We start from the raw sequence: 23,977 nt of genomic DNA, 5'->3' as shown, positions 1-23,977 counted from the left end.
GCGCAGGGGCCAGTTCGCGGACATTGGCGCGCCGCCGACTCACGCGGCGGCGGCTCGGCGTTGGTCCGCGCGCCGCCCGAGACACCGACCGAGGAGCGCGCCCGTGTCCCCCGCCGCCCGCGCCGGCCGTCCTCCGGACGCCCGCACCCCGTGAACGACAGCGACGACCTCGCCCCGATCTCGCTGAAGGAGACCCGCCTCCGCGGCTCCGCTGCGGCGCGTCCATGGGAGCGGCGTCTGTTCGCGTTCATTCGCGTGCTCGCCGTCATTCAACTCGTCAAGGGGCTGGCGCATTGGACGGCGCTGATCGGCGTGGGCGGCGAGCCCTTCGCAGGCGCCTCCACCGCCTGGCGGGTGGGGATGGTGTTTTTCGCGGTCGCCGATCTGGTGGCGGCCGTCGGGCTCTGGCTCGGCGCGGCCTGGGGCGCCGTGATCTGGTTGCTGACCGCGACGGCGCAAATCCTGTTCGCGGCTTTCGCGGGGGGCTCGATCTCCGGCCACTGGGTGGTCGCCGCCTTCGAAGGGGCGGCGATCGTGACCTATCTCGCGCTTTCCCTCGCCGCGAAGCGCGAGGAGCGCTGAGCGCCCGCGCGTCCTTTCCGCCGAGTCTTCGATCAGCCGTCCGAAGTCCATGGTCAGCATTTTTTCACCATGGCTCCCGCGCGGATTCAAGGGTGTCTGCAATGCTTCAGATTTCGGAAGGACAAATCAAAATCTATTTACGTTTGTCTTGGTAACCGGTCATTGACGAAGCGCGGCAACGCTTTGTTCAGTCTGAGAAATAAAGACAAATTTCAGCAAGTCATTTAAACGCATTTTCACTTCCCGCGCCTAGATTGAGTTCAAAGGGGCGCGGAACAGGACGACGCCCCAAGATCAAATGGCATACGGGAAGGCGTCAGTTATGAAGAACCTCGCGCGCACCACCGAGAAGCCGGCCGCTGATCCCCGCCAGGTCGAGGTCCGCCCGCTTTACCTTGAGGCGCTGACGCTGGTGGAGCGGCTGCATCGCCGCCTGCTCGACGTCATCAAGGACGAGTTCGACCGCCGCGGCCGCTCCGACATCAACAGCGTTCAGGCGCTGCTTCTGTACAACATCGGCGACAGCGAGCTGACCGCCGGCGAGCTGCGCACCCGCGGTTACTATCTCGGCTCCAACGTCTCGTACAATCTGAAGAAGCTCGTCGAGATGGGCTTCCTGCACCACCAGCGCTCCCGCATGGACCGGCGCTCGGTGCGCATCAGCCTCACCGAGCAGGGCCGCGAGATCCACAACATCGTGGAAGAGCTCTACGCCAAGCACATCCGCACCATCGAGCAGGTGGGCGGCGTGAACGCTGAGGACTTCCGCACCCTGAACGTGGCGCTGGTCCGCCTCGAGCGCTTCTGGACCGACCAGATCCGCTTCCGCCTCTGATCTCGCCCATGGAGGCCGATCCGCGCCGTCAGCGGCTGCGCCGAACATGCTCGATCAACGCGCGCAGCTTCGGCGCGGCGTTACGGCGGTTGGGGTAATAGAGGTAGAATCCGGGGAAGCGGGGACAGAAATCTTCGAGGATCGGGACCAACTCTCCGCGGTCGATCCAGGGACGAAAACTCTCCTCCATGCCGAAGGTCACGCCGGCGCCCGCCACCGCCAGCTTGATCATCAGGGCCATGTCGTTCGTGGTGATCCGGGGATCGACGGCGACGCTGAACTCCTCGCCGCGTTCGGCGAACTCCCAGCGGTACGGCGCGACGTCCGGAGCCGGCCGCCAGCCGATGCAGCCGTGACGCGTCAGGTCACGCGGGTGGTCCGGCGCGCCGCGCCGCTCGCGATATGCGGGAGAGCACACCGCGATCTGGCGCTCGTCGCCGGCGATCGCGACGGCGATCATGTCCTGCGCGATCACTTCGCCCAATCTGACGGCCGCGTCGTAGCCCTCGGCGACGATGTCGAACTCTTCGTCCGTCACAGTGACGTCGAGCCGCACGTCGGGATTGGCCTCCGCGAAGGCGGCGAGCAGCGGTCCCGACAGGAACCGCTCTGCGATGGACGAGACGGCCAGTCTAAGCCGGCCACGGGGACGATCAGGCCGGTCGCTCACGGCTTCCACCGCTTCCCGGATATCGGCGATGCCGGGCGCGACCCGCGCATGGAGACGCTCGCCCGCTTCGGTCAGTCCGACGCTGCGGGTCGTGCGCTGGACAAGCGCAATGCCCAACGCGGTCTCCAGCGACTTTATGGTCTGGCTGACGGCCGACCGGGTGACTCCCAGCCGGTCGGCCGCCGCGCGGAAGCTCCGCGTGTCGGCGACGACGGCGAACACCGCCAGCGCATTGAGGCTGACATCCATTGTTTAGTTCAGCTATCCAGTTCGGTCAGATCTGAACAGCTTATAGCGACAGGCCGCTAAGGCTAGCTTTTCCTCGCGTCACGGAACGTTGGAGGAGAAGCCGACATGGCTATGGATAAAGTCGTACTGATCACTGGAGCGTCGAGCGGGATCGGCGCCGCCATCGCTCGTGAGCTTGGAGCGGCGGGCGCGAAGCTCGTGCTTGGCGCGCGCCGGACAGACCGCCTCGACGCGCTGAGCGACGAGATCAGGTCGGCCGGCGGCGAGGCGGTGGCGCGCCGGCTGGACGTCACCGACCGCGCGGACGTTGAGGCGTTCGCGCAGGCGGCGCGCCAAGCGTTCGGGCGCGTCGACGTCATGGTCAACAACGCTGGCGTCATGCCGCTGTCTCCCATGGCGGCCCTGAAGGTCGACGAATGGGACCGTATGGTCGACGTCAACGTCAAAGGCGTGCTGTACGGCGTGGCGGCCGTGCTGCCGGAGATGACCGAGCGCCGCGCCGGCCACATCGTCAACATCGCGTCCATAGGCGCGCTTTCGGTCGTCCCGACGGCGGCCGTGTACTGCGCGACGAAATATGCGGTGCGAGCGATCTCGGACGGCCTGCGGCAGGAGAACGATCGCATCCGCGTCACCTGCGTCTATCCCGGCGTCGTCGAAAGCGAACTCGCCGACACCATCACCGATCCATCGGCCGCGCTGGCGATGAAAGCGTATCGCGCCATCGCGCTCCAGCCGGACGCGATCGGTCGTGCGGTGCGCTATGCGATTGAACAGCCTGCGGATGTCGACGTCAGCGACATCGTCGTGCGGCCGACCGCGAGCGTCTGACCCGAAGCCCGCATCAGGCGGCGGATCGGAGAGCGCGCGTTCCGGTCCGCCGATCCGCAAGAATCTCGAATCCGTTAAGCGTTTGATGACGTCCTTCGGGTCCTTTTGAAGAAAGACGGCCGGCGTTGCGCGAAGCCCACAGCGCGTTTGGGCTCCGGCGGACGCGGATTGGCCGGCGTGTCGCGTGTGGCGTTTGGCGTGGACTGGCGTATGCGTATGGCGTTCCTGACCCGGGCGAGGCTTGCCGCCGCCGTCCTCCTGCCCCTGGCTTTGGCGGGCTGCGGCCATGTCGGCAAGCCGACGAACGTCCGCCTGACGGCCCGCGAGTGCATGGCGCGGGCGATGTATTTCGAATCGAACCGCTCGAGCGACGACGGCATGCTGGCGGTCGGCACCGTGGTGATGAACCGCGTGGAGTCCGGCAGGTATCCGCGCTCGGTTTGCGGCGTGGTGGGTCAGCCCCGGCAGTTCGCGCCCGGCGTGCTGACGCGGCCGATGACCGACAGCGGCAAGCCGCGCGCCTTCCGCATGGCGGACGCGGTGCTGCGCGGCGCCCGCAACCCGCGCGTCGGCTCGAAGTCGATGTTCTTCCACACCGCCGGCTACAAGTTTCCGTACCGGAACATGCACTACGTCGCGATCGCCGGCGGCAACGCCTTCTACGAGAAGCGCCGTCCGGGCCCCGGAATCATGATCGCAAGCCAGGAATCGATCGCGTCGGCGGAACGCGTCCGCATGGCCTCGGTCGAGCCGGAGACGCCGGTCGCCGTCGTTCGCGAGCCGGTCCGAATCGAGCGTCGTCAGGCGCGCCCGGCGCCGGTCGAGGAGCGCCGCATCCAGGTCGCGGACGCGCGCCCGCTGCCGCCTTACGAAGCGCCGCGTCGTCGCGCGGAACCGCGGCCGGAGCGCACCCACCCCCGCGACGAGATCGTGCGCTACGACGGCTACGCCGAGCCGCTCTCGCAGGCGGGCATGCGCGAGACCTACGGCGAGCCCCGGCGGGTCGCCTCGAACGAGTACGACAACCCGCGTGAGCCGCGTCGGATCGAGGTCGAGGAGCCCGTCTTGGCCGCCGCTGCTCCGCCGCGTCCAGCCGTCCGCTCGGCGCCCCGCTCGATCGAGGACCTGATCGCCGAGGGCGGTCGCTGACCGCACCGTCGCGCGCCGCGAGCGCCTCCTGCCACGAAAGCATAAGGGCTGTGGATCGCTGATCCGCAGCCCTTCGTTTATCGTAGAGCACGAGAGACTTTTCGCGCTCAACCGTACGGACGGGCGAGGTTTTTTCCCATCGCCTTTGAATTGTTTTGCTTCTCAAGCGAGGCGGTCTTGCGCCTAAAGTGGCAGGGGGCTAAGCCTCGCCCGACGGCTGCGGCGATCCGCTGCGGCGCAGCAACGGACCTGCGCGTTCGGCGGCGATAAGATCGCTCCGCGCGGACCCCGCTTCAGACGTGGAGGACGACGTCGCGATGACGGATCTGCTCGCGGACTATCTGCCGCTCGTGATCTTCCTCGGCGTTTCGCTGCTGATCGGCGTCGCGCTGCTTGCGTCGCCGTTTTTTCTGGCATACCAGAACCCAGACCCTGAGAAGCTGTCCGCTTACGAGTGCGGCTTCAACGCTTTCGACGACGCGCGGATGAAGTTCGACGTCCGGTTCTATCTGGTCGCGATCCTCTTCATCATCTTCGACCTCGAGGTGGCGTTCCTGTTCCCTTGGGCGGTCGCGTTCAAGGAGGTCGGCGTCTTCGGGTTCTGGTCGATGATGGCGTTCCTCGGCGTGCTGACGATCGGCTTCATCTACGAGTGGCGCAAAGGGGCGCTGGAATGGGATTGAGCCAGAACCCGTCCGACACGCTGGTCGCGCCGGCCCCGAAAGGGCTGGTCGACGCCTCCGGCCGGCCGCTCGGACATGACGACCGCTTTTTCGGCGAGCTGAACGCCGAGCTGTCCGACAAGGGCTTCCTCGTCACCTCGACGGAGGACCTCATCAATTGGGCCCGCACCGGCTCGCTGATGTGGATGACCTTCGGTCTCGCCTGCTGCGCGGTCGAGATGATGCAGGTGTCGATGCCGCGCTACGACGTCGAGCGCTTCGGTTTCGCGCCGCGCGCGAGCCCGCGGCAGTCCGACGTCATGATCGTGGCCGGCACGCTGACCAACAAGATGGCTCCGGCGCTGCGCAAGGTCTACGACCAGATGCCTGAGCCGCGCTACGTCATCTCAATGGGCTCCTGCGCCAACGGCGGCGGCTACTACCACTATTCCTACGCGGTCGTTCGCGGCTGCGACCGGGTGGTTCCGGTTGACGTCTACGTGCCGGGCTGCCCGCCGACGGCCGAGGCGCTGCTCTACGGCGTGCTGTTGCTGCAGAAGAAGATCCGCCGCATCGGCACGATCGAGCGGTGAGGGGGACGCCATGAGCAGCTCTCCCCACAACGTTCTCGAAACACTCGCAACCCATGTCGCGGCCGGGCTCGGCTCCGCGCTGACCTCCGCCTCCGTCGCCTACGGTGAGCTGACGCTGAAGGTCGACGCTGCGCGGATCGTCGAGGTCGTGACTTTCCTGCGCGACGACCCCGAATGCCGGTTCGTGTGCTTCGTCGACGTCGCGGGCGTGGACTGGCCCGCGCGCGAGAAGCGCTTCGACGTGGTCTATCACCTGCTGTCGCCGGTGAAGAACCTGCGCGTCCGGGTGAAGGTCGAGGCCGACGACGTGACGCCGGTGCCTTCGATCACCGGGGTGTTCCCCGGCGCGCTGTGGTTCGAGCGCGAGGCCTACGATCTCTACGGCGTGCTGTTCTCGGACCATCCGGACCTGCGCCGGCTGCTCACCGACTACGGCTTCGACGGCCATCCGCTGCGCAAGGACTTCCCCACCACCGGCTTCGTCGAGGTGCGCTGGGACGACGAGGTCAAGCGCGTGGTTTACGAGCCGGTCCGGCTCAACCAGGAGTTCCGCAACTTCGACTTCCTGTCGCCATGGGAAGGCACGGATTACGTGCTGCCCGGCGACGAGAAGGCCAAGGCGAACTGAGGTCGGGCGATGGCGGGCCCAAGCGAACGGTCGGGAGGCTGTCTGTGCGGCGCGGCGCGCTTCACGGCGCGGCCGCTGGCGCTGGAGGTCGACGCTTGCCACTGCGGCAACTGCCGCAAATGGAGCGGCGGCGTGTTTCTCGGCGTGCCGTCCTGCGACGTCGCGTTCGAGGACGAAGCGGCCGTCGCGTCCTATGCCTCGTCGGAGTATGGCGAGCGGGTGTTCTGCAAGACCTGCGGCTCAAGCCTGATGTGGCGGATGCAGGACCGCAGCGCGACCGCCGTGGCGCTGCAGGCCTTCGACGATGCGGACGGGTTCGTGTTCGCTGAAGAGATCTTCATCGACGCGAAGCCGTCGCTTTACGCCTTCTCGAACGACACTCGCAAACTGACCGGCCCCGAGTTCTTCGCTCGCTGGGCCGCGGCGCAGGAGCAGGCCGGTGGCTGAAGCCGAGATCCGGAACTTCACGATCAACTTCGGCCCGCAGCACCCTGCGGCGCATGGCGTTCTGCGCCTCGTGCTCGAGCTCGACGGCGAGGTGGTGGAGCGCGTCGACCCGCATATCGGGCTGCTCCACCGCGGCACCGAGAAGCTGATCGAGACCAAGACCTACCTGCAGGCGATGCCCTATTTCGACCGGCTCGACTACGTCGCGCCGATGAATCAGGAGCACGCCTTCTGCCTCGCCACAGAGCGCCTGCTCGGCGTCGAGATTCCGATGCGCGCGCAGCTCATCCGGGTGCTTTATTCCGAGATCGGCCGCATCCTCAGCCATCTCCTCAACGTCACCACGCAGGCCATGGACGTGGGCGCGCTCACCCCGCCGCTGTGGGGGTTCGAGGAGCGCGAGAAGCTGATGGTGTTCTACGAGCGCGCCTCGGGCTCGCGCATGCACGCGGCCTACTTCCGGCCGGGCGGGGTGCATCAGGACCTGCCGGATCAGCTCGTCGAGGACATCGACCGCTGGTGCGTCGGCTTCTACAAGGCGCTCGACGACATCGACGCGCTGCTGACCGAGAACCGCATCTTCAAGCAGCGCAACGTCGACATCGGCGTGGTGCCGCTGCATGAGGCCTGGGAGTGGGGCTTCTCCGGCGTCATGGTGCGCGGCTCGGGCGCAGCCTGGGACCTGCGCAAGTCGCAGCCCTACGAGTGCTACGCCGACCTCGATTTCGACATTCCGATCGGCAAGAACGGCGACTGCTACGACCGCTATCTCATCCGCATGGAGGAGATGCGGCAGGCGACGCGCATCATGCAGCAGTGCTGCGCGCGGCTGAAGACCGAGAAGGGCCCGATCGCGACCCTCGACGGCAAGGTGGCGCCGCCGAAGCGCGGCCAGATGAAGCGCTCGATGGAGGCGCTCATCCATCACTTCAAGCTCTACACCGAGGGCTACCGGGTGCCGGAGGGCGAGGTCTACGCCGCGGTCGAAGCGCCCAAGGGCGAGTTCGGCGTCTATCTGGTCTCGAACGGCGACAACAAGCCCTACCGCTGCAAGATCCGGGCGCCCGGCTTCGCGCATCTCTCCGCGATGGACCACATGTGCCGCGGCAACATGCTGGCCGACGTCTCCGCGATCCTCGGCTCGCTCGACATCGTGTTCGGCGAGGTGGACCGATGATTCTCACGACAACCACATCGTCGTGCCCCGGCTTGTCCGGGGCATCCACGGCGGTGACCCGCTCAGCCCTACGCAATTCCTGGATGCCCCGGACAAGCCGGGGCATGACGGCAAAGGGTGTGATCTAAAGATGTCCGTCCGTCGTCTCGCCGAGGTCCAGCCCGCCGATTTCGCCTTCACGCAGGACAACCTGCACTGGGCGGAAGGGCAGATCGCCAAGTATCCGGAAGGCCGCCAGGCCTCGGCGGTGATCCCGCTGCTGTGGCGCGCGCAGGAGCAGCACGGCGGCTGGCTGCCCGAGCCTGCGATCCGGCGCGTCGCCGAGATGCTCGGCATGCCGGTGATCCGCGTGATGGAGGTCGCGACCTTCTACACGATGTTCAACCTGAAGCCGGTCGGCGAGCACTTCGTCCAGCTCTGCGGCACCACGCCCTGCGCGCTACGCGGCGCGAACGCGCTGAAGGACGTCTGCAAGAAGCTCATCGGCGACCAGAACCACGTCACCGACGACGGCAAGCTGTCCTGGCTCGAGGTCGAATGCCTCGGCGCCTGCTCCAACGCGCCGATGGTCCAGATCAACTTCGACTATTACGAGGACCTGACCCCGGAGAGCTTCGAAGCTCTGCTCGAGGACTTGCGGGCGGGTCGTCCTGTGAAGACCGGGTCGCAGACCGGCCGGTCGTGCTCCGCGCCTTTCGGCGGCGACACCTCGCTGACCGACGAAAGCCTTTATGACGGTTCCGTCGTGGGCTCCTGGAAGAGCCGCTTCAGCGACGAACCGAAGGGCGACGCCACGGCCGCCGATTCCGCGGGCCGGCCGGAGCAGAATTCCCGGCCGGAAGCCAAGACAGCAGCCAGCGCAAAGGACGCGGAAGCGCAGCCGAACGGCAAGGCCAAACGCGCGACCACGGTTAAGTCGGACACGGCCTCGGGCGCGACGACCGTCGGGACTGCGCCGAAGACGCCGGCGGCGCCTGGCGAGCCGCCGTCCGAGAAGGGAGCGTGACGCCATGCTGACCGATCGCGACCGCATCTTCACCAATCTCAACGGCCGCCGTGGCGCCGACCTCCAGTCGGCCCTGAAGCGGGGCGCCTGGGACGAGACCAAGTTCCTGCTCGAAAAGGGCCGGGACTGGATCGTCGCCGAGATGAAGGCGTCGGGCCTCCGCGGCCGCGGAGGCGCGGGCTTCCCGACGGGCCTCAAGTGGTCCTTCATGCCGAAGCCGCAGGAAGGCCGTCCGCACTACCTCGTGGTCAACGCCGACGAGTCCGAGCCCGGCACCTGCAAGGACCGGGAGATCATGCGGAACGATCCGCATCTCCTGATCGAGGGTTGCCTGATCGCGTCCTTCGCGATGCACGCCCACGCCTGCTACATCTACATCCGCGGCGAGTACGTCCGCGAGAAGGAAGCGCTGCAGCGCGCGGTCGACGAGGCCTATGCGGCCAATCTCGTGGGCAAGAACAACGTCCACGGCTGGCCGTTCGACATCTACGTCCACCACGGCGCCGGCGCCTACATCTGCGGCGAGGAGACCGCCCTTCTCGAAAGCCTCGAAGGCAAGAAGGGCATGCCGCGGCTCAAACCCCCGTTCCCGGCCAACGTGGGCCTCTACGGCTGCCCGACGACGGTGAACAACGTCGAGTCGATCGCGGTCGCGGGCACGATCCTGCGCCGCGGCGGGGCGTGGTTCGCAGGGCTGGGCAAGCCGAACAACACCGGCACCAAGCTGTTCTCGATCTCCGGCCACGTGGAGCGGCCGTGCAACGTCGAGGAGGAGATGGGCATCTCCTTACGCGAGCTGGTCGAGAAGCACTGCGGCGGCATCCGCGGCGGTTGGGACAACCTCTACGCCATCATCCCCGGCGGCTCTTCCGTGCCGGTGCTCCCCGAGCACCAGTGCCAGGACCTGTCGATGGACTTCGACACCCTGCGCAATCTCAAGTCGGGCCTCGGCACCGCCGCGGTGATCGTCATGGACAAGTCCACCGACATCGTCCGCGCCATCGCCCGCATCTCGCACTTCTACAAGCATGAGAGCTGCGGCCAGTGCACGCCGTGCCGCGAGGGCACCGGCTGGATGTGGCGCGTGCTGGAGCGCATGGCGGTCGGCCGCGCGGAGAAGCGCGAGATCGACATGCTGCTGGAGGTCTCGACCCAAGTGGAGGGCCACACGATCTGCGCTCTGGGTGACGCCGCGGCATGGCCCGTGCAGGGCCTTATCCGGCACTACCGCCACGAGATCGAGAAGCGCATCGACGACTACGCCGCGAACCCCGCCCCGCGGGACTTCGCCGTGGCGGCGGAGTGAGGGGCGATGTCTGACGAACCGGACAACATCGTGCTGACCTATCTGCGCCGGATCGACCAAAAGCTTGATCGCGTGATCGACGACGTGGGCGATCTGAAAATCCGAATGACCGACGTCGAGGAAAAGCTCGCGAAGGTCGATCTCTCGATCGCCGGCGTGAACCGCCGGATTGATCGCGTGGAGAGCCGTCTGGACCGGATCGAGCACCGCCTCGACCTTGTCGACATGCCGCACTGAGGTGACGAGATGACCAAGCTCATCGTCGACGGCGCCGAGGTCGACGTTCCGGCCGAATACACCATCCTGCAGGCCTGCGAGGCCGCGGGCGCCGAGATTCCGCGCTTCTGCTACCACGAGCGGCTGTCGATCGCCGGCAACTGCCGCATGTGCCTGGTCGAGGTGAAGGGCGGGCCGCCCAAGCCGGTGGCGTCCTGCGCCATGGGCGTGCGCGACCTGCGCCCCGGCCCGAACGGCGAGCCGCCGGTCGTCTCCACCCGCTCGCCGATGGTGAAGAAGGCGCGCGAGGGGGTGATGGAGTTCCTGCTCATCAACCACCCGCTGGACTGCCCGATCTGCGACCAGGGCGGCGAGTGCGACCTGCAGGACCAGGCCATGGCCTATGGCGTCTCGGGCTCGCGCTTTCACGAGAACAAGCGCGCGGTCGAGGACAAGTACATCGGCCCGCTCGTGAAGACGACGATGACGCGCTGCATCCACTGCACGCGCTGCGTCCGCTTCGTGGCCGAGGTCGCCGGCGTGGCCGAAATGGGCGCCATTGGCCGCGGCGAGGACATGGAGATCACGACCTATCTCGAGCACGCGATGTCCTCGGAGCTGCAGGGCAACGTGATCGACCTGTGCCCGGTCGGCGCGCTGACGTCGAAGCCCTACGCCTTCCAGGCGCGCCCGTGGGAGCTGTCGAAGACCGAGTCGATCGACGTGATGGATGCGCTCGGCTCCGCGATCCGGGTCGACGCCCGCGGCCGCGAGGTCATGCGCATCCTGCCGCGCGTGAACGAGGACGTGAACGAGGAGTGGATCTCCGACAAGACCCGCTTCATCTGGGACGGCCTGCGCACCCAGCGGCTCGACCGGCCTTACGTCCGTGAGAACGGCCGCCTGCGCCCGGCCTCCTGGCCGGAGGCGCTGGCCAAGGTCGCCGAGAAGATCAAGGGCGCCGACACGAGCCGCGTCGGCGCGATCGTCGGCGATCTCGCCGCGGTCGAAGAGATTTTCGCGCTCAAGGACCTGTTCGGCAGGCTCGGCGTGACCAACCTCGACTGCCGTCAGGACGGCTCGGCGCTCGACCCCGCGCTCGGCCGTGCGAGCTACCTATTCAACGCCACCGTCTCCGGCATCGACCGGGCGGACGCGATCCTGATGATCGGAACCAACCCGCGGCTCGAGGCGCCGGTGCTCAACGCCCGCATCCGCAAGCGCTGGCGGCAGGGCGCACTGCGCGTCGGCCTCGTCGGCGAGCGCGCTGACCTCACCTATGGCGTGGAGCATCTCGGCGCCGGGACCGCGAGCCTGACCGAACTCGTCGAGGGCAAGAGCGGCTTCGCCGACATTCTCGCCAAGGCCGCGCGGCCGCTCGTGATCGTCGGCGCCGGCGCGCTGGCGCGAGAGGACGGTCTCGCGGTGCTCGCCGCCGCGGCGAAGCTCGCCTCCGGCGCGAGCGTCGAGGCCGGCTGGAACGGCCTGTCGGTGCTGCACGTCGCGGCCTCGCGCGTCGGCGCGCTCGACCTCGGCTTCGTTCCGGGGGAGGGCGCGAAGACCGCCGCCGAGATGGCCGCGCCCGGCGCGCTCGACGTGGCGTTCCTGCTTGGCGCCGACGAGATCGAAGTCGCTCCGGGCGCCTTCGTGGTCTACCTCGGCACCCACGGCGACCGGGGCGCGCACCGCGCCGATGTGATCCTGCCCGGCGCGGCCTATGTGGAGAAGTCCGGCACCTATGTGAACACGGAAGGCCGCGTTCAGGTCGCGAACCGCGCCACCTTCCCGCCCGGCGAAGGCCGCGAGGACTGGGCGATCCTGCGCGCGCTCTCCGACGCGCTCGGCGCCCGGCTGCCCTACGACTCGCTGCAGCAGCTGAGGGCTGCGCTTTACGCGGCTCATCCGCATTTCGCTGCTGTGGATGAGATTGCGGCCGCCGAGCCGGCGGATCTGTCGGGCTACGCGGTCGGTTCACTCTCCGGCGAGGCCTTCGTCAACGCGGTCCCCGATTTCCACCTCACGAACCCGATCGCGCGCGCCTCCGCCATCATGGCCGAGATGAGCGCGCTGAAGCGCGGTTCGCTGGCGCAGGCTGCGGAGTAAGTCGTGGAAACGTTCCTCCAGGTCCTGCTGATCCTGATCCAGAGCGTGGCGCTGCTCGTCGCGCTGCTGGTGTTCATCGCCTACATCCTGCTGGCGGACCGCAAGGTCTGGGCGGCGGTGCAGCTCCGCCGCGGCCCTAACGTGGTCGGGCCGTTCGGCCTGTTCCAGTCCTTCGCCGACCTGCTGAAGTTCGTGCTGAAGGAGCCGGTGATACCGTCGAGCGCGAACAAGGGCGTGTTCCTGCTCGCGCCGCTCGTCACCTGCTTCCTCGCGCTCGCCGCCTGGGCGGTGATCCCGCTCGCCGACGGCTGGGCGATCGCCGACCTGAACGTCGGCATCCTCTATGTGTTCGCGATCTCCTCGCTCGGCGTCTACGGCGTCATCATGGGGGGCTGGGCGTCGAACTCGAAGTACCCATTCCTCGGCGCGCTGCGCTCGGCTGCGCAGATGGTGTCCTACGAGGTCTCGATCGGCTTCGTGATCATCTGCGTGCTGCTCTGCGTCGGCTCGCTCAACCTCTCCGACATCGTGCGCGCGCAGGACACCGCCGCCGGCGTGTTCGGCTGGTACTGGCTGCCGCTGTTCCCGATGTTCGTGGTGTTCTTCATCTCGGCCCTCGCCGAGACCAACCGGCCGCCGTTCGACCTTCCGGAAGCGGAGTCCGAGCTCGTCGCCGGCTTCATGACCGAGTACGGCTCGACGCCCTACCTGCTGTTCATGCTCGGCGAGTACGTGGCGATCATGACCATGTGCGCGCTGACGACGATCCTGTTCCTCGGCGGCTGGCTGTCCCCGATCCCGTTCGCGCCCTTCACCTGGGTTCCGGGCGTGATCTGGTTCGTGGCCAAGATGTGCCTGGTGTTCTTCATGTTCGCCATGGTGAAGGCCTTCGTGCCCCGCTACCGCTACGACCAGCTCATGCGGCTCGGCTGGAAGGTGTTCCTGCCGATCTCGCTCGCCATGGTCGTGATCGTCGCGGCGGTGCTGCAGTTCACGGGCTGGGCGCCGTGAGGCGAGGCGTTTGAGCTCCGGCGTCCTCGGCGCGCTTGTCGGCGCGCTCGCGGGCGTGGTTCTAGGCTGGCTCGGCGCCAAGGCGATCAACGCCGGCCTCGACCGGCAGGTCGAAAGAGCGTCCCCCGAGGACGCTGCGAAATTCACGACGATCCGCCGGCTCGCCGGTCCGATCGTCATCGTCACGACGATCGTGGAGATCGCGGTCGTGGGCTACGTGGCGGCGGAATTGCTGGCGGGCTGATGACGGCTCGCAAACGAAACGAGGGTTGAGATGCGGCTCGATCAAGCGGCCCGCTCGCTGTTCCTGAAGGAGTTCGTGTCGGCGTTCTTTCTGTCGATGCGCTATTTCTTTCGGCCGAAGGCGACCATCAACTACCCCTTCGAGAAGGGCGCGATCTCGCCGCGCTTTCGGGGGGAGCACGCCCTGCGCCGCTACCCCAACGGCGAGGAGCGCTGCATCGCGTGCAAGCTGTGCGAGGCGATCTGCCCGGCGCAGGCCATCATCATCGAGGCCGGCCCGCGCCGCAACGACGGCACGCGCCGCACGACCCGCTACGACATCGACATGGTGAAGTGCATCTATTGCGGCTTCTGCCAGGAAGCGTGTCCGGTCGACGCCATCGTCGAGGGCCCGAACTTCGAGTTCGCGACCGAGACCCGCGAGGAGCTCTACTACGACAAGGAGCGCCTGCTCGCGAACGGCGACCGCTGGGAGCGCGAGATCGCCCGCCGCATCGCGCTCGACGCGCCGTACCGGTGAGGGCGCTCATGACATCCTCAACGTCATGCCCGCTCTTGCGGGCATCCACGACGGTCCCGCGCAAGGATCCCCGCGCATGATGCCCGCCTTGTTTTTCTATCTGTTCGCGGGCGTGACCGTCGCTTCCGCCTTCATGGTGATCTCGTCGAAGAACCCCGTGCATTCGGTGCTGTTCCTGATCCTCGCCTTCGTGAACGCGGCCGGCCTGTTCGTGCTGATGGGGGCCGAGTTCCTCGCGATGATCCTGGTGGTCGTCTATGTCGGCGCCGTCGCGGTGCTGTTCATGTTCGTGACCATGATGCTCGACGTCGACTTCGCCGAGCTGCGCGACGGCTTCCTGCAGTACCTGCCGGTCGGCGCGCTGGTGGGTCTGATCGTTCTGGCCGAGCTGGTGCTGGTGGTCGGGACCTGGGGGGCGGGCGGCGCGACGCAGACCGTGGTCGCCAAGGCGCCGATCCCGAACGACGTCACCAACGCCGAGGCGCTCGGTCGCGTGCTCTACACCGAGCACCTTCTGCTGTTCCAGGCGGCCGGCCTCGTGCTGCTCACCGCCATGATCGGCGCGATCGTGCTTACGCTGCGCGAGCGCCGGGCCGGCGTGAAGCGCCAGGACATCGCGGCCCAGGTGGCGCGCGGACCCGCGACCGCGATCGAGGTCGTCAAGGTGCGGCCGGGGCAGGGCCTTTCGGAGACGGGGGTCTGACCATGGCGATCGGTCTCGGGCATTACCTCACGGTCGCGGCGATCCTGTTCACGCTCGGCGTGCTCGGCATCTTCCTCAACCGCAAGAACGTCATCGTCATCCTGATGTCGGTCGAGCTCATCCTGCTCGCGGTGAACATCAATCTGGTGGCGTTCTCGACCCACATCGGCGACCTCAAGGGTCAGGTGTTCGCGCTCTTCGTGCTCACGGTCGCCGCGGCCGAAGCCGCGATCGGCCTCGCCATCCTCGTCGTCTACTTCCGCAACCGCGGCACGATCGCGGTCGAAGACATCAACCGGATGAAGGGGTGAGGGGCTTTTAGGCCTCCGACAGACCGCTGATGTACCATCTGATCGTCTTTCTCCCCCTTCTCGGCGCGATCCTCGCCGGCGCCATCGCGCTCGCCGGCGCCCGCAAGCGCCATCCCGGCGCGGTCGGTCCCGTCGACGCGTTCCATCACGCGCACGACCACGGCTCCCATGGCCACGCCGCGCATCATGACGCCCACGCCCACGACGACCACGGGCATGACGACCACGGCCACGGCCCGGTCGAGCCGCCGGCGCAGGGCTCGCGCCTCGCGGAGCTGATCACCACCGGCCTGCTGATGGTCTCGGCGCTGCTGTCGTGGATCGCTTTTATCGACGTCGGGCTGTCGGGCAACGACGCTCATGTCACCGTGCTGCGCTGGATCACCTCGGGCAGCCTCGCGATCGACTGGGCGTTCCGCATCGACACCCTGACGGCGGTCATGCTCGTCGTCGTCACCTCGGTGTCGGCGCTCGTGCACCTCTATTCGATCGGCTACATGCACGAGGATCCGCACCGTCCGCGGTTCTTCGGCTATCTGTCGCTCTTCACCTTCATGATGCTCATGCTAGTGACGGCGGACAACCTCGTGCAGCTGTTCTTCGGCTGGGAGGGCGTCGGCCTCGCGAGCTATCTGCTGATCGGGTTCTGGTACCAGAAGCCGTCCGCGAACGCGGCCGCCATCAAGGCCTTTGTGGTCAACCGCGTCGGCGACTTCGGCTTCCTGCTCGGCATTTTCGCGACCTATGTCGTGTTCGACAGCGTCCAGTTCGCGACCATCTTCGCGGACGTCCCCGGCGCCGCCGACAAGACGATCCACTTCCTCGGCCACGACTGGCACGCGCTGACCGTGATCGGCCTGCTGCTGTTCATGGGCGCGATGGGCAAGTCGGCCCAGCTCGGCCTGCACACCTGGCTGCCGGACGCGATGGAGGGTCCGACGCCGGTCTCTGCGCTGATCCACGCCGCCACCATGGTGACGGCGGGCATCGTGCTGGTGGCGCGCATGTCGCCGATCTACGAGCACGCGCCGGACGCGCTGACCGTCATCACCTATGTGGGCGCGACCACCGCGATCTTCGCCGCGACCGTCGGCCTGGTGCAGAACGACATCAAGCGCGTCATCGCCTACTCCACCTGCTCGCAGCTCGGCTACATGTTCGTCGCGCTCGGCGTCGGAGCCTACGGCGTCGCGGTGTTCCATCTGTTCACGCACGCCTTCTTCAAGGCGCTGCTGTTCCTTGGCAGCGGCTCGGTCATCCACGCGATGCACCACGAGCAGGACATGCGGAAGATGGGCGGCCTGCGTCGGCTGATCCCGCTGACCTACTGGATGATGGTGATCGGCACGCTGGCGCTGACCGGCTTCCCGCTGACCGCCGGCTATTTCTCGAAGGACGCGGTGATCGAGGCCGCCTACGCCGCGCATACGAGCGCCGGCATGTACGCCTTCACGCTCACCGTGCTCGCGGCGCTGCTGACCTCGTTCTACTCGTGGCGGCTGATCTTCCTCACGTTCCACGGCCAGCCGCGCGCGTCGCTCGAGACCATGAGCCACGTGCACGAGAGCCCGCGCGTGATGACGGTGCCGCTCTTAGTGCTGGGCGTCGGCGCGCTGTTCGCGGGCCTCGTGTTCAAGTCGCGCTTCATCGGCGACAAGCACGACGCGTTCTGGAACGGCGCTCTGTTCGTGGGCGAGCACAACGAGATCCTGCACCACATGCACGAGGTGCCGGGCTGGGTGATCTGGTCGCCCTTTGTGATGATGGTGATCGGCTTCGGGCTCGCCTGGCTGTTTTACATCCGCAGCCCGCACATCCCCGGCGCGATCGCGCGGCGGCACCGGATGCTCTACGAGTTCCTGCTCAACAAGTGGTACTTCGACGAGCTTTACGACCTGATCTTCGTGCGTCCCGCGAAGTGGATCGGTCGGTTCCTTTGGAAGACCGGCGACGGACGGATCATCGACGGCCTCGGACCGGACGGCGTCTCCGCCCGCGTGATCGACGTCACCAACCGCGTCGTCCGTCTGCAGACCGGGTACGTCTACCATTACGCCTTCGCGATGCTGATCGGCGTCGCGGCCCTGTTCACCTGGTTCCTGATGCGGGGGCTGTGAGGCTATGACCGGCTGGCCCATCCTCTCGCTGCTGACGTTCCTGCCGCTGGTCGGCGTGTTCTTCCTGCTGATGATCCGCGGGACGGACGAGGCGAGCCTGCGCAACGTCCGCCACGTCGCGCTCTGGACGACGGTGGTGAACTTCGTGGTCTCGCTCGTGCTGTGGGCGAAGTTCGACTACGCCGAGCCCGGGTTCCAGTTCGTGGAGCAGGCCGAATGGCTCGGCGGCTCGATCACATACAAGCTCGGCGTGGACGGCATCTCGGCGCCCTTCGTGGTGCTGACCGCCTTCCTCATGCCGTTCTGCATCCTGGCGTCCTGGACCTCCATCACCCACCGGGTGAAGGAGTACATGATCGCCTTCCTCGTGCTCGAAACGCTGATGATCGGCGTGTTCTGCGCGCTGGACATGGTGCTGTTCTACCTGTTCTTCGAAGCCGGCCTGATCCCGATGTTCCTGATCATCGGCATCTGGGGCGGCTCGCGCCGGGTCTACGCCAGCTTCAAGTTCTTCCTCTACACGCTGCTCGGCTCGCTGCTGATGCTTGTCGGCATCCTCGCGATGTACGGGACGGCCGGCACCACCGACATCGTGGCGCTGCTCGCCTACAAGTTCCCGGCCGATATGCAGTGGTGGCTGTGGCTCGGCTTCTTCGCCTCCTTCGCGGTGAAGATGCCAATGTGGCCGGTGCACACTTGGCTGCCGGACGCGCATGTGGAGGCGCCGACCGCGGGCTCCGTCATCCTCGCCGGCATCCTGCTGAAGATGGGCGGCTACGGCTTCCTGCGCTTCTCGCTGCCGATGTTCCCGCTGGCGTCGGAGTATTTCGCGCCCTTCGTGTTCGCGCTCTCCGTCGTCGCCATCATCTACACCTCGCTGGTGGCGCTGATGCAGGAGGATGTGAAGAAGCTCATCGCCTACTCCTCGGTGGCGCATATGGGCTTCGTCACAATGGGCATCTTCGCGCTGAACGAGCAGGGCGTGCAGGGCGCGGTGTTCCAGATGATCAGCCACGGCGTCGTGTCCGGCGCGCTGTTCCTCTGCGTCGGCGTGGTTTACGACCGGCTGCACACCCGCGAGATCAAGGCCTTCGGGGGCCTCGTGAACCGCATGCCGTGGTACGCGGCGGCCTTCCTCGTCTTCACCATGGCGAACGTCGGCCTGCCCGGCACGTCGGGCTTCGTCGGCGAGTTCCTGACGCTGATGGGCGCGTTCCGGGCCAACACCTGGGTCGCTCTGTTCGCCACCACCGGCGTCATCCTGTCGGCGGGCTACGCGCTGTGGCTCTATCGCCGCGTGGTGCTGGGTCCGCTCGACAAGCCGGAGCTCGCCGCCATCCCGGACCTGTCCCGCAAGGAGATCGTGCTGCTCGCGCCGCTCGTCGCGCTGACGATCCTGTTCGGCGTGTGGCCGGCGCCGGTGATCGACTTCTCCGCCGCCTCCATCGACGGCCTGCTCCAGCAGACCACCGCGGCCATCGAAAGCGCCGGCAAGGCCGCCACGTTGGTGGGGCGGTGATGCGGCGTCGGATGCGCGAAGACGCCGCCATCTTATCCACGTCATGCCCGCGCCTTAGCGCGGGTATCCACGACTTCGGGCGACGCTCGATATTCAAGTCGTGGATACCCGGCTTCACCGGGCATGACGGCGTGCGCGTTCCGACGCGCCAGCGAAACTTCGATCAAGGCTGCTGACCACCATGGACGCCACAGCTTTCCCCGCCCTCGCGCCCGCGTTGCCGGAGATCATCCTCGCGGTCGGGGCGCTCGCCCTCGTGCTGGTGGGCGCCGTCATGGGCGACCGCTCCACCCGGCTGGTGAACGCGCTCGCGCTCGCGCTGCTCGCCGCGGCGGGCGTGGCGGTGACGATCGCTCCGGACGCCGTGACGTTCAGCGGCGGCTTCGTGCTCGACGGCTTCGCCCGCTTCATGAAGATCGTCGCGCTCATCGGCGCCTTCGCGGCTCTGCTGCTGTCGTTCGACTACATGGAGCGGCTCAAGTTCGCCCGCTTCGAATACGCCATCCTCGTCGTGCTCGCGACGCTCGGCATGATGCTGATGATCTCGGCGCACGACCTGATCGCGCTCTATCTCGGCCTCGAGCTGCAGTCGCTCGCGCTCTACGTCATCGCCGCCATCAACCGCGATGACGTGCGCTCGACCGAGGCCGGCCTGAAGTACTTCGTGCTCGGCGCGCTGTCGTCGGGCATGCTGCTCTACGGCGCCTCGCTGGTCTACGGCTCGACCGGCGCGGTCGGCTTCGCCGACATCGCCGAGGCGCTGAAGTCGGGCGAGGCCTCGCTCGGGCTGATCTTCGGCGTGGTGTTCCTGATCTCGGGCTTCGCCTTCAAGGTCTCGGCCGTGCCGTTCCACATGTGGACGCCGGACGTCTACGAGGGCGCGCCGACGCCGATCACCGCCTTCTTCGCCTCCGCCACCAAGGTCGCGGCCATGGCGATGTTCGTGCGGGTGATCATGGAGGCGTTCCCGTCGGTCACGACCGAGTGGCGACAGGTGGTGGTGTTCGTGGCGCTCGCATCGATGGCGCTCGGCTCCTTCGCCGCGATCGGGCAGACGAACCTCAAGCGCCTGATGGCCTACTCCTCGATCGGCCACATGGGCTACGCGCTGGTCGGCCTCGCCGCCGGCACGCCCGAGGGCGTGCGCGGCGTCATGATCTACCTCGCGATCTACGTCGCGATGACGCTCGGCGCCTTCGCCTGCATCGTCTCGATGCGGCTGAAGGACGGATCCTACGTGGAGAGCATCTCGGACCTCGCGGGCCTCTCGCGCGCCAAGCCGGCCATGGCCTTCGTGCTGGCGATGATCCTGTTCTCGCTCGCCGGCATCCCGCCGCTCGCGGGCTTCTTCGCGAAGTTCTACGTGTTCTACGCCGCGGTGAACGCCGGGCTCTATCCGCTCGCGATCGCCGGCTTCGTGCTCTCGGTGGTGGGCGCGTTCTACTACCTGCGCATCGTCAAGATCATCTACTTCGACGAGCCGACCGTCGCCTTCGAGCCGATGACGCTCGGGGCGCGGGCGGTGCTCACCGTCGCGGGCGGCTTCACTCTGCTCTACTTCGTCTATCCGGGCCCGCTCACCGCCGCCGCATCCGCCGCCGCCCGGTCGCTGTTCTGAGCGTGGAGCCGGGCTTCGCCCTCGGCTCCCGAGCTTTCGCGGCCGGCTGCGCGCTTCAGGCTTACGATACGGTCGGCTCGACCAACGCCGAGGCCATGGGCCTCGCGCGCGAGGGCAGGGGGCCGGTCTGGGTCGTCGCCCGAGCGCAGACGTCGGGGCGCGGGCGCCGCGGCCGCGCATGGTCCACCGGCCGCGGCAATCTTGCGGCGAGCTTCGGCGTCACGCTCGGCGTCCCGCCGTCGACCGCCGCCACTCTCGGCTTCGTCGCCGGCCTCGCGCTCGAGCAGGCGCTCCGCGCCGTCGCGCCCTCGCTGGGTCAGCCCACGACAAGGCCCGAGCTCAAGTGGCCGAACGACGTGGTCGTCGACGGCGCCAAGCTCGCCGGCATCCTGCTCGAGGCCGACGTCTCGACGCCCGGGCGGGTGAACGTGGTCGTCGGCATAGGCGTCAACGTGGCTTCGGCGCCCGAAGGCCTGCCCTATCCCGCGGCCTCGCTGAGAGGCCGCGGCGACGACGCGACCGCAGAACAGCTTTTCGTCGCGTTGACGGACGCCTTCGCGGCGTGGTTCGAGACATGGGACGAAGGACGCGGCTTCGCGCAGGTGCGAAAAGGCTGGATGGCGCGCGCCGCGGGGCTCGGTTCGGAGGTCTCGGTGGACCTCGGAGGCAGGGTCGCGCGCGGCGTGTTCGAAAAGATCGATGACGAGGGGCGGCTCGTGCTACGAGCCCCTGACGGGACGTCCGTCGCGATCGCGGCCGGCGAGGTGCATTTCGGAACCGCGGCGACGGTCCGGGAATAAGGTTGGGAATGGCGCAGGATCTGGTTTTCGTACCCCTCGGCGGCGTCGGGGAGATCGGAATGAACGCCGGCCTCTACGGGCTGGGCGAGGGTCGCAAGCGGCGTTGGCTGATGGTCGATTGCGGCGTGACCTTCGGCGACCCCGTCACCACGCCGGGCATCGATCTGATCATGCCCGACATCCGCTTCGCCAAGGCGCAAGGCGCGGCGATCGAGGCGATCATCCTCACCCACGCCCATGAGGACCATTACGGCGCGCTGCTGGACCTCTGGCCGCAGCTCAAATGCCCGGTCTACGCCACGCCCTTCGCGGCCGGCCTGCTCGCGGCCAAGCGCGCCGCCGAACGCGAGGCGCCTCGGATCGACGTGCGCGTGGTGGCTGAAGGTTCGCGCTTCGATGTCGGGCCGTTCGACGTCGAGCTGGTGCCGGTCGCCCATTCGATCCCCGAATCGACCGCGCTCGCGATCCGCACGCCGGTCGGCACGGTCGTGCACACCGGCGACTGGAAGATCGACCGCACCCCGGTGCTGGGCCTCCCGACCGACGAGGCGCGTTTCCGCGCGATCGGCGACGAGGGGGTCGCGGCCATCGTCGGCGATTCCACCAACGCGCTGCGCGAGGGCATCTCGCGCTCGGAATCCGAGGTGGCGGCGAGCCTCGCCGGCCTGATCAAGACCGCGCCCGGCCGCGTGGCGGTGACGACCTTCGCGTCCAATGTCGGGCGTCTGCGCGCGGTCGCGGACGCGGCGCTCGCCGCCGACCGGCAGGTGGTGCTCGTTGGCCGCGCCATGGCGCGCGCGACCGAGGTCGCGCGAGAGCTCGGCTATCTCGAAGGCATTCCGGATTTCCTGAGCCCGGACGCCTTCGGCTACCTGCCGCGCAACAAGGTGGTGGCGCTGATGACCGGCAGCCAGGGCGAGCCGCGCGCGGCGCTCGCCCGCGTCTCCGAGGGCGACCATCCCGAAGTGACCCTCGCCAAGGGCGACCGCGTGATCTTCTCGTCGCGCGCCATTCCCGGCAACGAGAAGGCGGTCGGCCGCATCATCAACAAGCTGATCGAAGGCGGCGCCGAGGTCATCACCGACCGCACCCATTTCGTGCACGTCTCCGGCCATCCGCGGCAGGAGGAGCTCGCCATGCTCTACGGCTGGCTCAAGCCCCAGGTGCTGGCGCCGGTGCATGGCGAGGAGATGCATCTCGACGGCCACGCCGATTTCGCCAAGTCGATCGGCGTGCCGAAGGTCGTGCGCATCCGCAACGGCGACGTGGTGCGGCTCGCGGGCGGCCCGACCGAGATCGTCGACGACGTCGTCAACGGGCGCATGCTCAAGGACGGCAAGGTGATGATCTTCGCCACCGAGCCGACCATCGGCGAGCGCCGCCGCCTCGCCTTCGCCGGCGTCGTCTCGATCGCGCTCGCCTTCGACGAGCGGGGCGAGCTGTCCGGCGACGTCTCCGTGCGCTTCGCCGGCCTGCCGCCGCGCGACGACGAGGGCACCTCCATGCCGGAGGTGCTGCGCGACACGGTGCTCGACTGCCTCGACGGCCTGCCGCGCCAGAAGCGCCGCGACCACGGCCTGGTCGAGAAGGCGGTGGAGCGCGCGGTGCGCGGCGAGCTGCAGACGGTATGGGGCAAAAAGCCAATATGCCATGTGAGCGTGGTGGGGGTATGAGCGAGCGCTAGAAGCGCCCGCCGACACCGCGCGTCATCCCGGCCGAAGCGATGAGCGGAGAGCCGGGACTGCCTGTCGGCAGGCGCTTGATCCTGATCACGATCCCGGCTTATCGCGGCTCCGCCGCTCCGCCGGGATGACGGAGCGAAGCAGATGATCGGCCGCCTCAACCACGTCGCCATCGCCGTGCCGGACCTCGCGGCCGCGACCGCGATCTATCGCGACACGCTGGGCGCCACGGTGACCGAGGCGACGCCGCAGCCGGACCACGGCGTGACGGTGGTGTTCATCGAGCTGCCAAACACCAAGATCGAGCTGCTTGAGCCGCTGGGCGAAGGCTCGCCGATCCAGGCCTTCCTCGACCGCGCGCCGGCGGGCGGCATCCACCACGTCTGCTACGAGGTCGAGGACATCATCGCCGCCCGCGACCGCCTGAAGGCGGAGGGCGCGCGCGTGCTCGGCTCCGGCGAGCCGAAGATCGGCGCCCATGGCAAGCCGGTGCTGTTCCTGCATCCGAAGGACATGCTCGGCACTCTGGTGGAGCTCGAGCAGGCGTGATCTTCCCGATCGTCAGCTGGGTCGCGATCTACTTCGTGGTCTGGTGGATCGCGCTGTTCGCGACGCTGCCCTTCGCCGGCCGCAGCCAGGCGGAAGCCGGCGAGGTCGTGCCGGGCAGCGAGGCAGGCGCCCCGGAGCGCATGCCGCTGCGACGGCTCGTCCTGATCAACACCGTGGTCGCGACGGTCGTGTTCCTGGTCGTGATGTGGGTGCTGACGCAGGACCTGTTCAGCCTCGACGACGTGCCCCTGCTCCCGAAATACAAGGCGGTGTGAGGCGCGCGGGCTCGCTGCGCGCTGCCGGTCGACGCTCTGTCCGCACGAAGCCCGACGGCTTTCCGGCGCGGCTGAACGCGCCTTTCGCGGCGCCCCCGAAACAAGAAACGCCTCGAACGGCCGAACCGTCGAGGCGTTTCTGTTCGTCGAAGACGCGGGTTCCATCGTGTGAGAG

26 protein-coding genes are annotated in these 23,977 nt (G+C 67.7%); 25 read left to right on the top strand and 1 reads right to left on the bottom strand.

From position 1 onward, the window contains the following. Positions 1-150 precede the first annotated feature (150 nt). Positions 151-582 carry a DUF6163 family protein gene (locus tag PKE78_RS15075; RefSeq protein WP_271201722.1) on the top strand — a complete coding sequence of 144 codons (432 nt, stop codon included), beginning with the start codon at positions 151-153 and terminating at the stop codon, positions 580-582. A gap of 322 nt (positions 583-904) precedes the next feature. Beyond that, positions 905-1,417 carry a transcriptional regulator LdtR gene (gene ldtR, locus PKE78_RS15070; RefSeq protein ID WP_271201720.1) on the top strand — a complete coding sequence of 171 codons (513 nt, stop codon included), beginning with the start codon at positions 905-907 and terminating at the stop codon, positions 1,415-1,417. Positions 1,418-1,445: 28 nt separating this feature from the next. On the opposite strand, the gene PKE78_RS15065 is transcribed toward ldtR, so the two are convergent. Continuing rightward, entirely contained in the window at positions 1,446-2,336 is an 891-nt protein-coding gene (locus PKE78_RS15065; protein WP_271201719.1) for a LysR family transcriptional regulator, read from the bottom strand. A gap of 105 nt (positions 2,337-2,441) precedes the next feature. Here PKE78_RS15065 and PKE78_RS15060 point away from each other — a divergent pair, with 105 nt between their 5' ends. From PKE78_RS15060 to PKE78_RS14950, 23 genes are all read left to right on the top strand, one after another. Beyond that, positions 2,442-3,167: an SDR family oxidoreductase gene (locus PKE78_RS15060; protein WP_271201718.1), complete on the top strand. Its 726-nt coding sequence runs from the start codon at positions 2,442-2,444 to the stop codon at positions 3,165-3,167. 216 nt (positions 3,168-3,383) lie between these two features. Beyond that, entirely contained in the window at positions 3,384-4,316 is a 933-nt protein-coding gene (locus tag PKE78_RS15055) for a cell wall hydrolase (RefSeq protein WP_271201716.1), read from the top strand. Between the two features lie 317 nt (positions 4,317-4,633). Next, complete coding sequence (locus PKE78_RS15050; protein ID WP_271201715.1) at positions 4,634-4,999, top strand: NADH-quinone oxidoreductase subunit A; 366 nt, start codon at positions 4,634-4,636, stop codon at positions 4,997-4,999. Next, positions 4,990-5,571 carry a NuoB/complex I 20 kDa subunit family protein gene (locus tag PKE78_RS15045; RefSeq protein WP_271201714.1) on the top strand — a complete coding sequence of 194 codons (582 nt, stop codon included), beginning with the start codon at positions 4,990-4,992 and terminating at the stop codon, positions 5,569-5,571. Before PKE78_RS15050 ends, PKE78_RS15045 begins: the two co-directional genes overlap by 10 nt. Positions 5,572-5,581: 10 nt before the next feature. Continuing rightward, positions 5,582-6,199 carry an NADH-quinone oxidoreductase subunit C gene (locus PKE78_RS15040; protein ID WP_271201713.1) on the top strand — a complete coding sequence of 206 codons (618 nt, stop codon included), beginning with the start codon at positions 5,582-5,584 and terminating at the stop codon, positions 6,197-6,199. A 9-nt stretch (positions 6,200-6,208) separates the two neighbouring features. Beyond that, positions 6,209-6,646: a GFA family protein gene (locus PKE78_RS15035; RefSeq protein WP_271201712.1), complete on the top strand. Its 438-nt coding sequence runs from the start codon at positions 6,209-6,211 to the stop codon at positions 6,644-6,646. Then, a complete protein-coding gene (locus PKE78_RS15030; RefSeq protein ID WP_271201711.1) occupies positions 6,639-7,823 on the top strand; it encodes an NADH-quinone oxidoreductase subunit D in 1,185 nt (394 codons plus the stop codon). Before PKE78_RS15035 ends, PKE78_RS15030 begins: the two co-directional genes overlap by 8 nt. 130 nt (positions 7,824-7,953) lie before the next feature. After that, complete coding sequence (gene nuoE / locus PKE78_RS15025; protein ID WP_309299110.1) at positions 7,954-8,829, top strand: NADH-quinone oxidoreductase subunit NuoE; 876 nt, start codon at positions 7,954-7,956, stop codon at positions 8,827-8,829. 4 nt (positions 8,830-8,833) lie between these two features. Further along, the gene (nuoF, locus tag PKE78_RS15020) at positions 8,834-10,135 is read left to right on the top strand and encodes an NADH-quinone oxidoreductase subunit NuoF (protein WP_271201710.1); all 1,302 of its coding nucleotides are present in this window, start codon (positions 8,834-8,836) and stop codon (positions 10,133-10,135) included. Positions 10,136-10,141: 6 nt separating this feature from the next. Further along, complete coding sequence (locus PKE78_RS15015) at positions 10,142-10,372, top strand: tropomyosin (protein ID WP_271201709.1); 231 nt, start codon at positions 10,142-10,144, stop codon at positions 10,370-10,372. Between the two features lie 9 nt (positions 10,373-10,381). Continuing rightward, positions 10,382-12,454, top strand: a complete 2,073-nt coding sequence (nuoG, locus tag PKE78_RS15010) for an NADH-quinone oxidoreductase subunit NuoG (RefSeq protein WP_271201708.1) — start codon at positions 10,382-10,384, stop codon at positions 12,452-12,454. A 3-nt stretch (positions 12,455-12,457) separates the two neighbouring features. Next, on the top strand, positions 12,458-13,465 hold the full coding sequence (gene nuoH / locus PKE78_RS15005; RefSeq protein WP_271201707.1) for an NADH-quinone oxidoreductase subunit NuoH: 1,008 nt from the start codon (positions 12,458-12,460) through the stop codon (positions 13,463-13,465). Positions 13,466-13,475: 10 nt separating this feature from the next. Continuing rightward, positions 13,476-13,709 carry a hypothetical protein gene (locus PKE78_RS15000; RefSeq protein WP_271201706.1) on the top strand — a complete coding sequence of 78 codons (234 nt, stop codon included), beginning with the start codon at positions 13,476-13,478 and terminating at the stop codon, positions 13,707-13,709. Between the two features lie 30 nt (positions 13,710-13,739). Then, the gene (gene nuoI / locus PKE78_RS14995; RefSeq protein WP_271201705.1) at positions 13,740-14,228 is read left to right on the top strand and encodes an NADH-quinone oxidoreductase subunit NuoI; all 489 of its coding nucleotides are present in this window, start codon (positions 13,740-13,742) and stop codon (positions 14,226-14,228) included. 76 nt (positions 14,229-14,304) lie between these two features. Then, entirely contained in the window at positions 14,305-14,931 is a 627-nt protein-coding gene (locus PKE78_RS14990; protein WP_271201704.1) for an NADH-quinone oxidoreductase subunit J, read from the top strand. 2 nt (positions 14,932-14,933) lie between these two features. Then, positions 14,934-15,242: an NADH-quinone oxidoreductase subunit NuoK gene (gene nuoK, locus PKE78_RS14985; RefSeq protein ID WP_271201703.1), complete on the top strand. Its 309-nt coding sequence runs from the start codon at positions 14,934-14,936 to the stop codon at positions 15,240-15,242. A gap of 29 nt (positions 15,243-15,271) precedes the next feature. Beyond that, the gene (gene nuoL, locus PKE78_RS14980) at positions 15,272-17,359 is read left to right on the top strand and encodes an NADH-quinone oxidoreductase subunit L (protein ID WP_271201702.1); all 2,088 of its coding nucleotides are present in this window, start codon (positions 15,272-15,274) and stop codon (positions 17,357-17,359) included. 4 nt (positions 17,360-17,363) lie between these two features. Further along, positions 17,364-18,878, top strand: coding sequence for an NADH-quinone oxidoreductase subunit M (locus tag PKE78_RS14975; RefSeq protein ID WP_271201701.1), 1,515 nt, complete (start codon positions 17,364-17,366; stop codon positions 18,876-18,878). Positions 18,879-19,059: 181 nt separating this feature from the next. Then, positions 19,060-20,496, top strand: a complete 1,437-nt coding sequence (gene nuoN / locus PKE78_RS14970; RefSeq protein WP_271201700.1) for an NADH-quinone oxidoreductase subunit NuoN — start codon at positions 19,060-19,062, stop codon at positions 20,494-20,496. A 2-nt stretch (positions 20,497-20,498) separates the two neighbouring features. Next, positions 20,499-21,296, top strand: coding sequence for a biotin--[acetyl-CoA-carboxylase] ligase (locus PKE78_RS14965; protein ID WP_271201699.1), 798 nt, complete (start codon positions 20,499-20,501; stop codon positions 21,294-21,296). Between the two features lie 2 nt (positions 21,297-21,298). After that, a complete protein-coding gene (locus PKE78_RS14960) occupies positions 21,299-22,969 on the top strand; it encodes a ribonuclease J (protein WP_428981276.1) in 1,671 nt (556 codons plus the stop codon). Between the two features lie 153 nt (positions 22,970-23,122). Continuing rightward, on the top strand, positions 23,123-23,527 hold the full coding sequence (gene mce / locus PKE78_RS14955) for a methylmalonyl-CoA epimerase (RefSeq protein WP_271201697.1): 405 nt from the start codon (positions 23,123-23,125) through the stop codon (positions 23,525-23,527). Further along, positions 23,524-23,802, top strand: a complete 279-nt coding sequence (locus PKE78_RS14950) for a DUF1467 family protein (protein ID WP_271201696.1) — start codon at positions 23,524-23,526, stop codon at positions 23,800-23,802. Before mce ends, PKE78_RS14950 begins: the two co-directional genes overlap by 4 nt. Positions 23,803-23,977 lie beyond the last annotated feature (175 nt).

The sequence above is a fragment of the Methylopila turkensis genome (genome assembly GCF_027922325.1).
Lineage (GTDB): Bacteria > Pseudomonadota > Alphaproteobacteria > Rhizobiales > Methylopilaceae > Methylopila > Methylopila turkensis.
The sequence above is the reverse complement of the archived record's forward strand: the minus strand, read 5'-3'. Positions and strand labels throughout refer to the sequence as shown.

Excerpts from the sequence above, each read along its gene's own strand:
- ldtR (WP_271201720.1), top strand. The coding sequence starts at position 905 with ATGAAGAACCTCGCGCGCACCACCGAGAAGCCGGCCGCTGATCCCCGC.
- PKE78_RS15065 (WP_271201719.1), bottom strand. The coding sequence starts at position 2,336 with ATGGATGTCAGCCTCAATGCGCTGGCGGTGTTCGCCGTCGTCGCCGAC.
- PKE78_RS15060 (WP_271201718.1), top strand. The coding sequence starts at position 2,442 with ATGGCTATGGATAAAGTCGTACTGATCACTGGAGCGTCGAGCGGGATC.
- PKE78_RS15055 (WP_271201716.1), top strand. The coding sequence starts at position 3,384 with ATGGCGTTCCTGACCCGGGCGAGGCTTGCCGCCGCCGTCCTCCTGCCC.
- PKE78_RS15050 (WP_271201715.1), top strand. The coding sequence starts at position 4,634 with ATGACGGATCTGCTCGCGGACTATCTGCCGCTCGTGATCTTCCTCGGC.
- PKE78_RS15045 (WP_271201714.1), top strand. The coding sequence starts at position 4,990 with ATGGGATTGAGCCAGAACCCGTCCGACACGCTGGTCGCGCCGGCCCCG.
- PKE78_RS15040 (WP_271201713.1), top strand. The coding sequence starts at position 5,582 with ATGAGCAGCTCTCCCCACAACGTTCTCGAAACACTCGCAACCCATGTC.
- PKE78_RS15035 (WP_271201712.1), top strand. The coding sequence starts at position 6,209 with ATGGCGGGCCCAAGCGAACGGTCGGGAGGCTGTCTGTGCGGCGCGGCG.
- nuoE (WP_309299110.1), top strand. The coding sequence starts at position 7,954 with ATGTCCGTCCGTCGTCTCGCCGAGGTCCAGCCCGCCGATTTCGCCTTC.
- nuoF (WP_271201710.1), top strand. The coding sequence starts at position 8,834 with ATGCTGACCGATCGCGACCGCATCTTCACCAATCTCAACGGCCGCCGT.
- PKE78_RS15015 (WP_271201709.1), top strand. The coding sequence starts at position 10,142 with ATGTCTGACGAACCGGACAACATCGTGCTGACCTATCTGCGCCGGATC.
- nuoG (WP_271201708.1), top strand. The coding sequence starts at position 10,382 with ATGACCAAGCTCATCGTCGACGGCGCCGAGGTCGACGTTCCGGCCGAA.
- nuoI (WP_271201705.1), top strand. The coding sequence starts at position 13,740 with ATGCGGCTCGATCAAGCGGCCCGCTCGCTGTTCCTGAAGGAGTTCGTG.
- PKE78_RS14990 (WP_271201704.1), top strand. The coding sequence starts at position 14,305 with ATGATGCCCGCCTTGTTTTTCTATCTGTTCGCGGGCGTGACCGTCGCT.
- nuoK (WP_271201703.1), top strand. The coding sequence starts at position 14,934 with ATGGCGATCGGTCTCGGGCATTACCTCACGGTCGCGGCGATCCTGTTC.
- nuoL (WP_271201702.1), top strand. The coding sequence starts at position 15,272 with ATGTACCATCTGATCGTCTTTCTCCCCCTTCTCGGCGCGATCCTCGCC.
- PKE78_RS14975 (WP_271201701.1), top strand. The coding sequence starts at position 17,364 with ATGACCGGCTGGCCCATCCTCTCGCTGCTGACGTTCCTGCCGCTGGTC.
- nuoN (WP_271201700.1), top strand. The coding sequence starts at position 19,060 with ATGGACGCCACAGCTTTCCCCGCCCTCGCGCCCGCGTTGCCGGAGATC.
- mce (WP_271201697.1), top strand. The coding sequence starts at position 23,123 with ATGATCGGCCGCCTCAACCACGTCGCCATCGCCGTGCCGGACCTCGCG.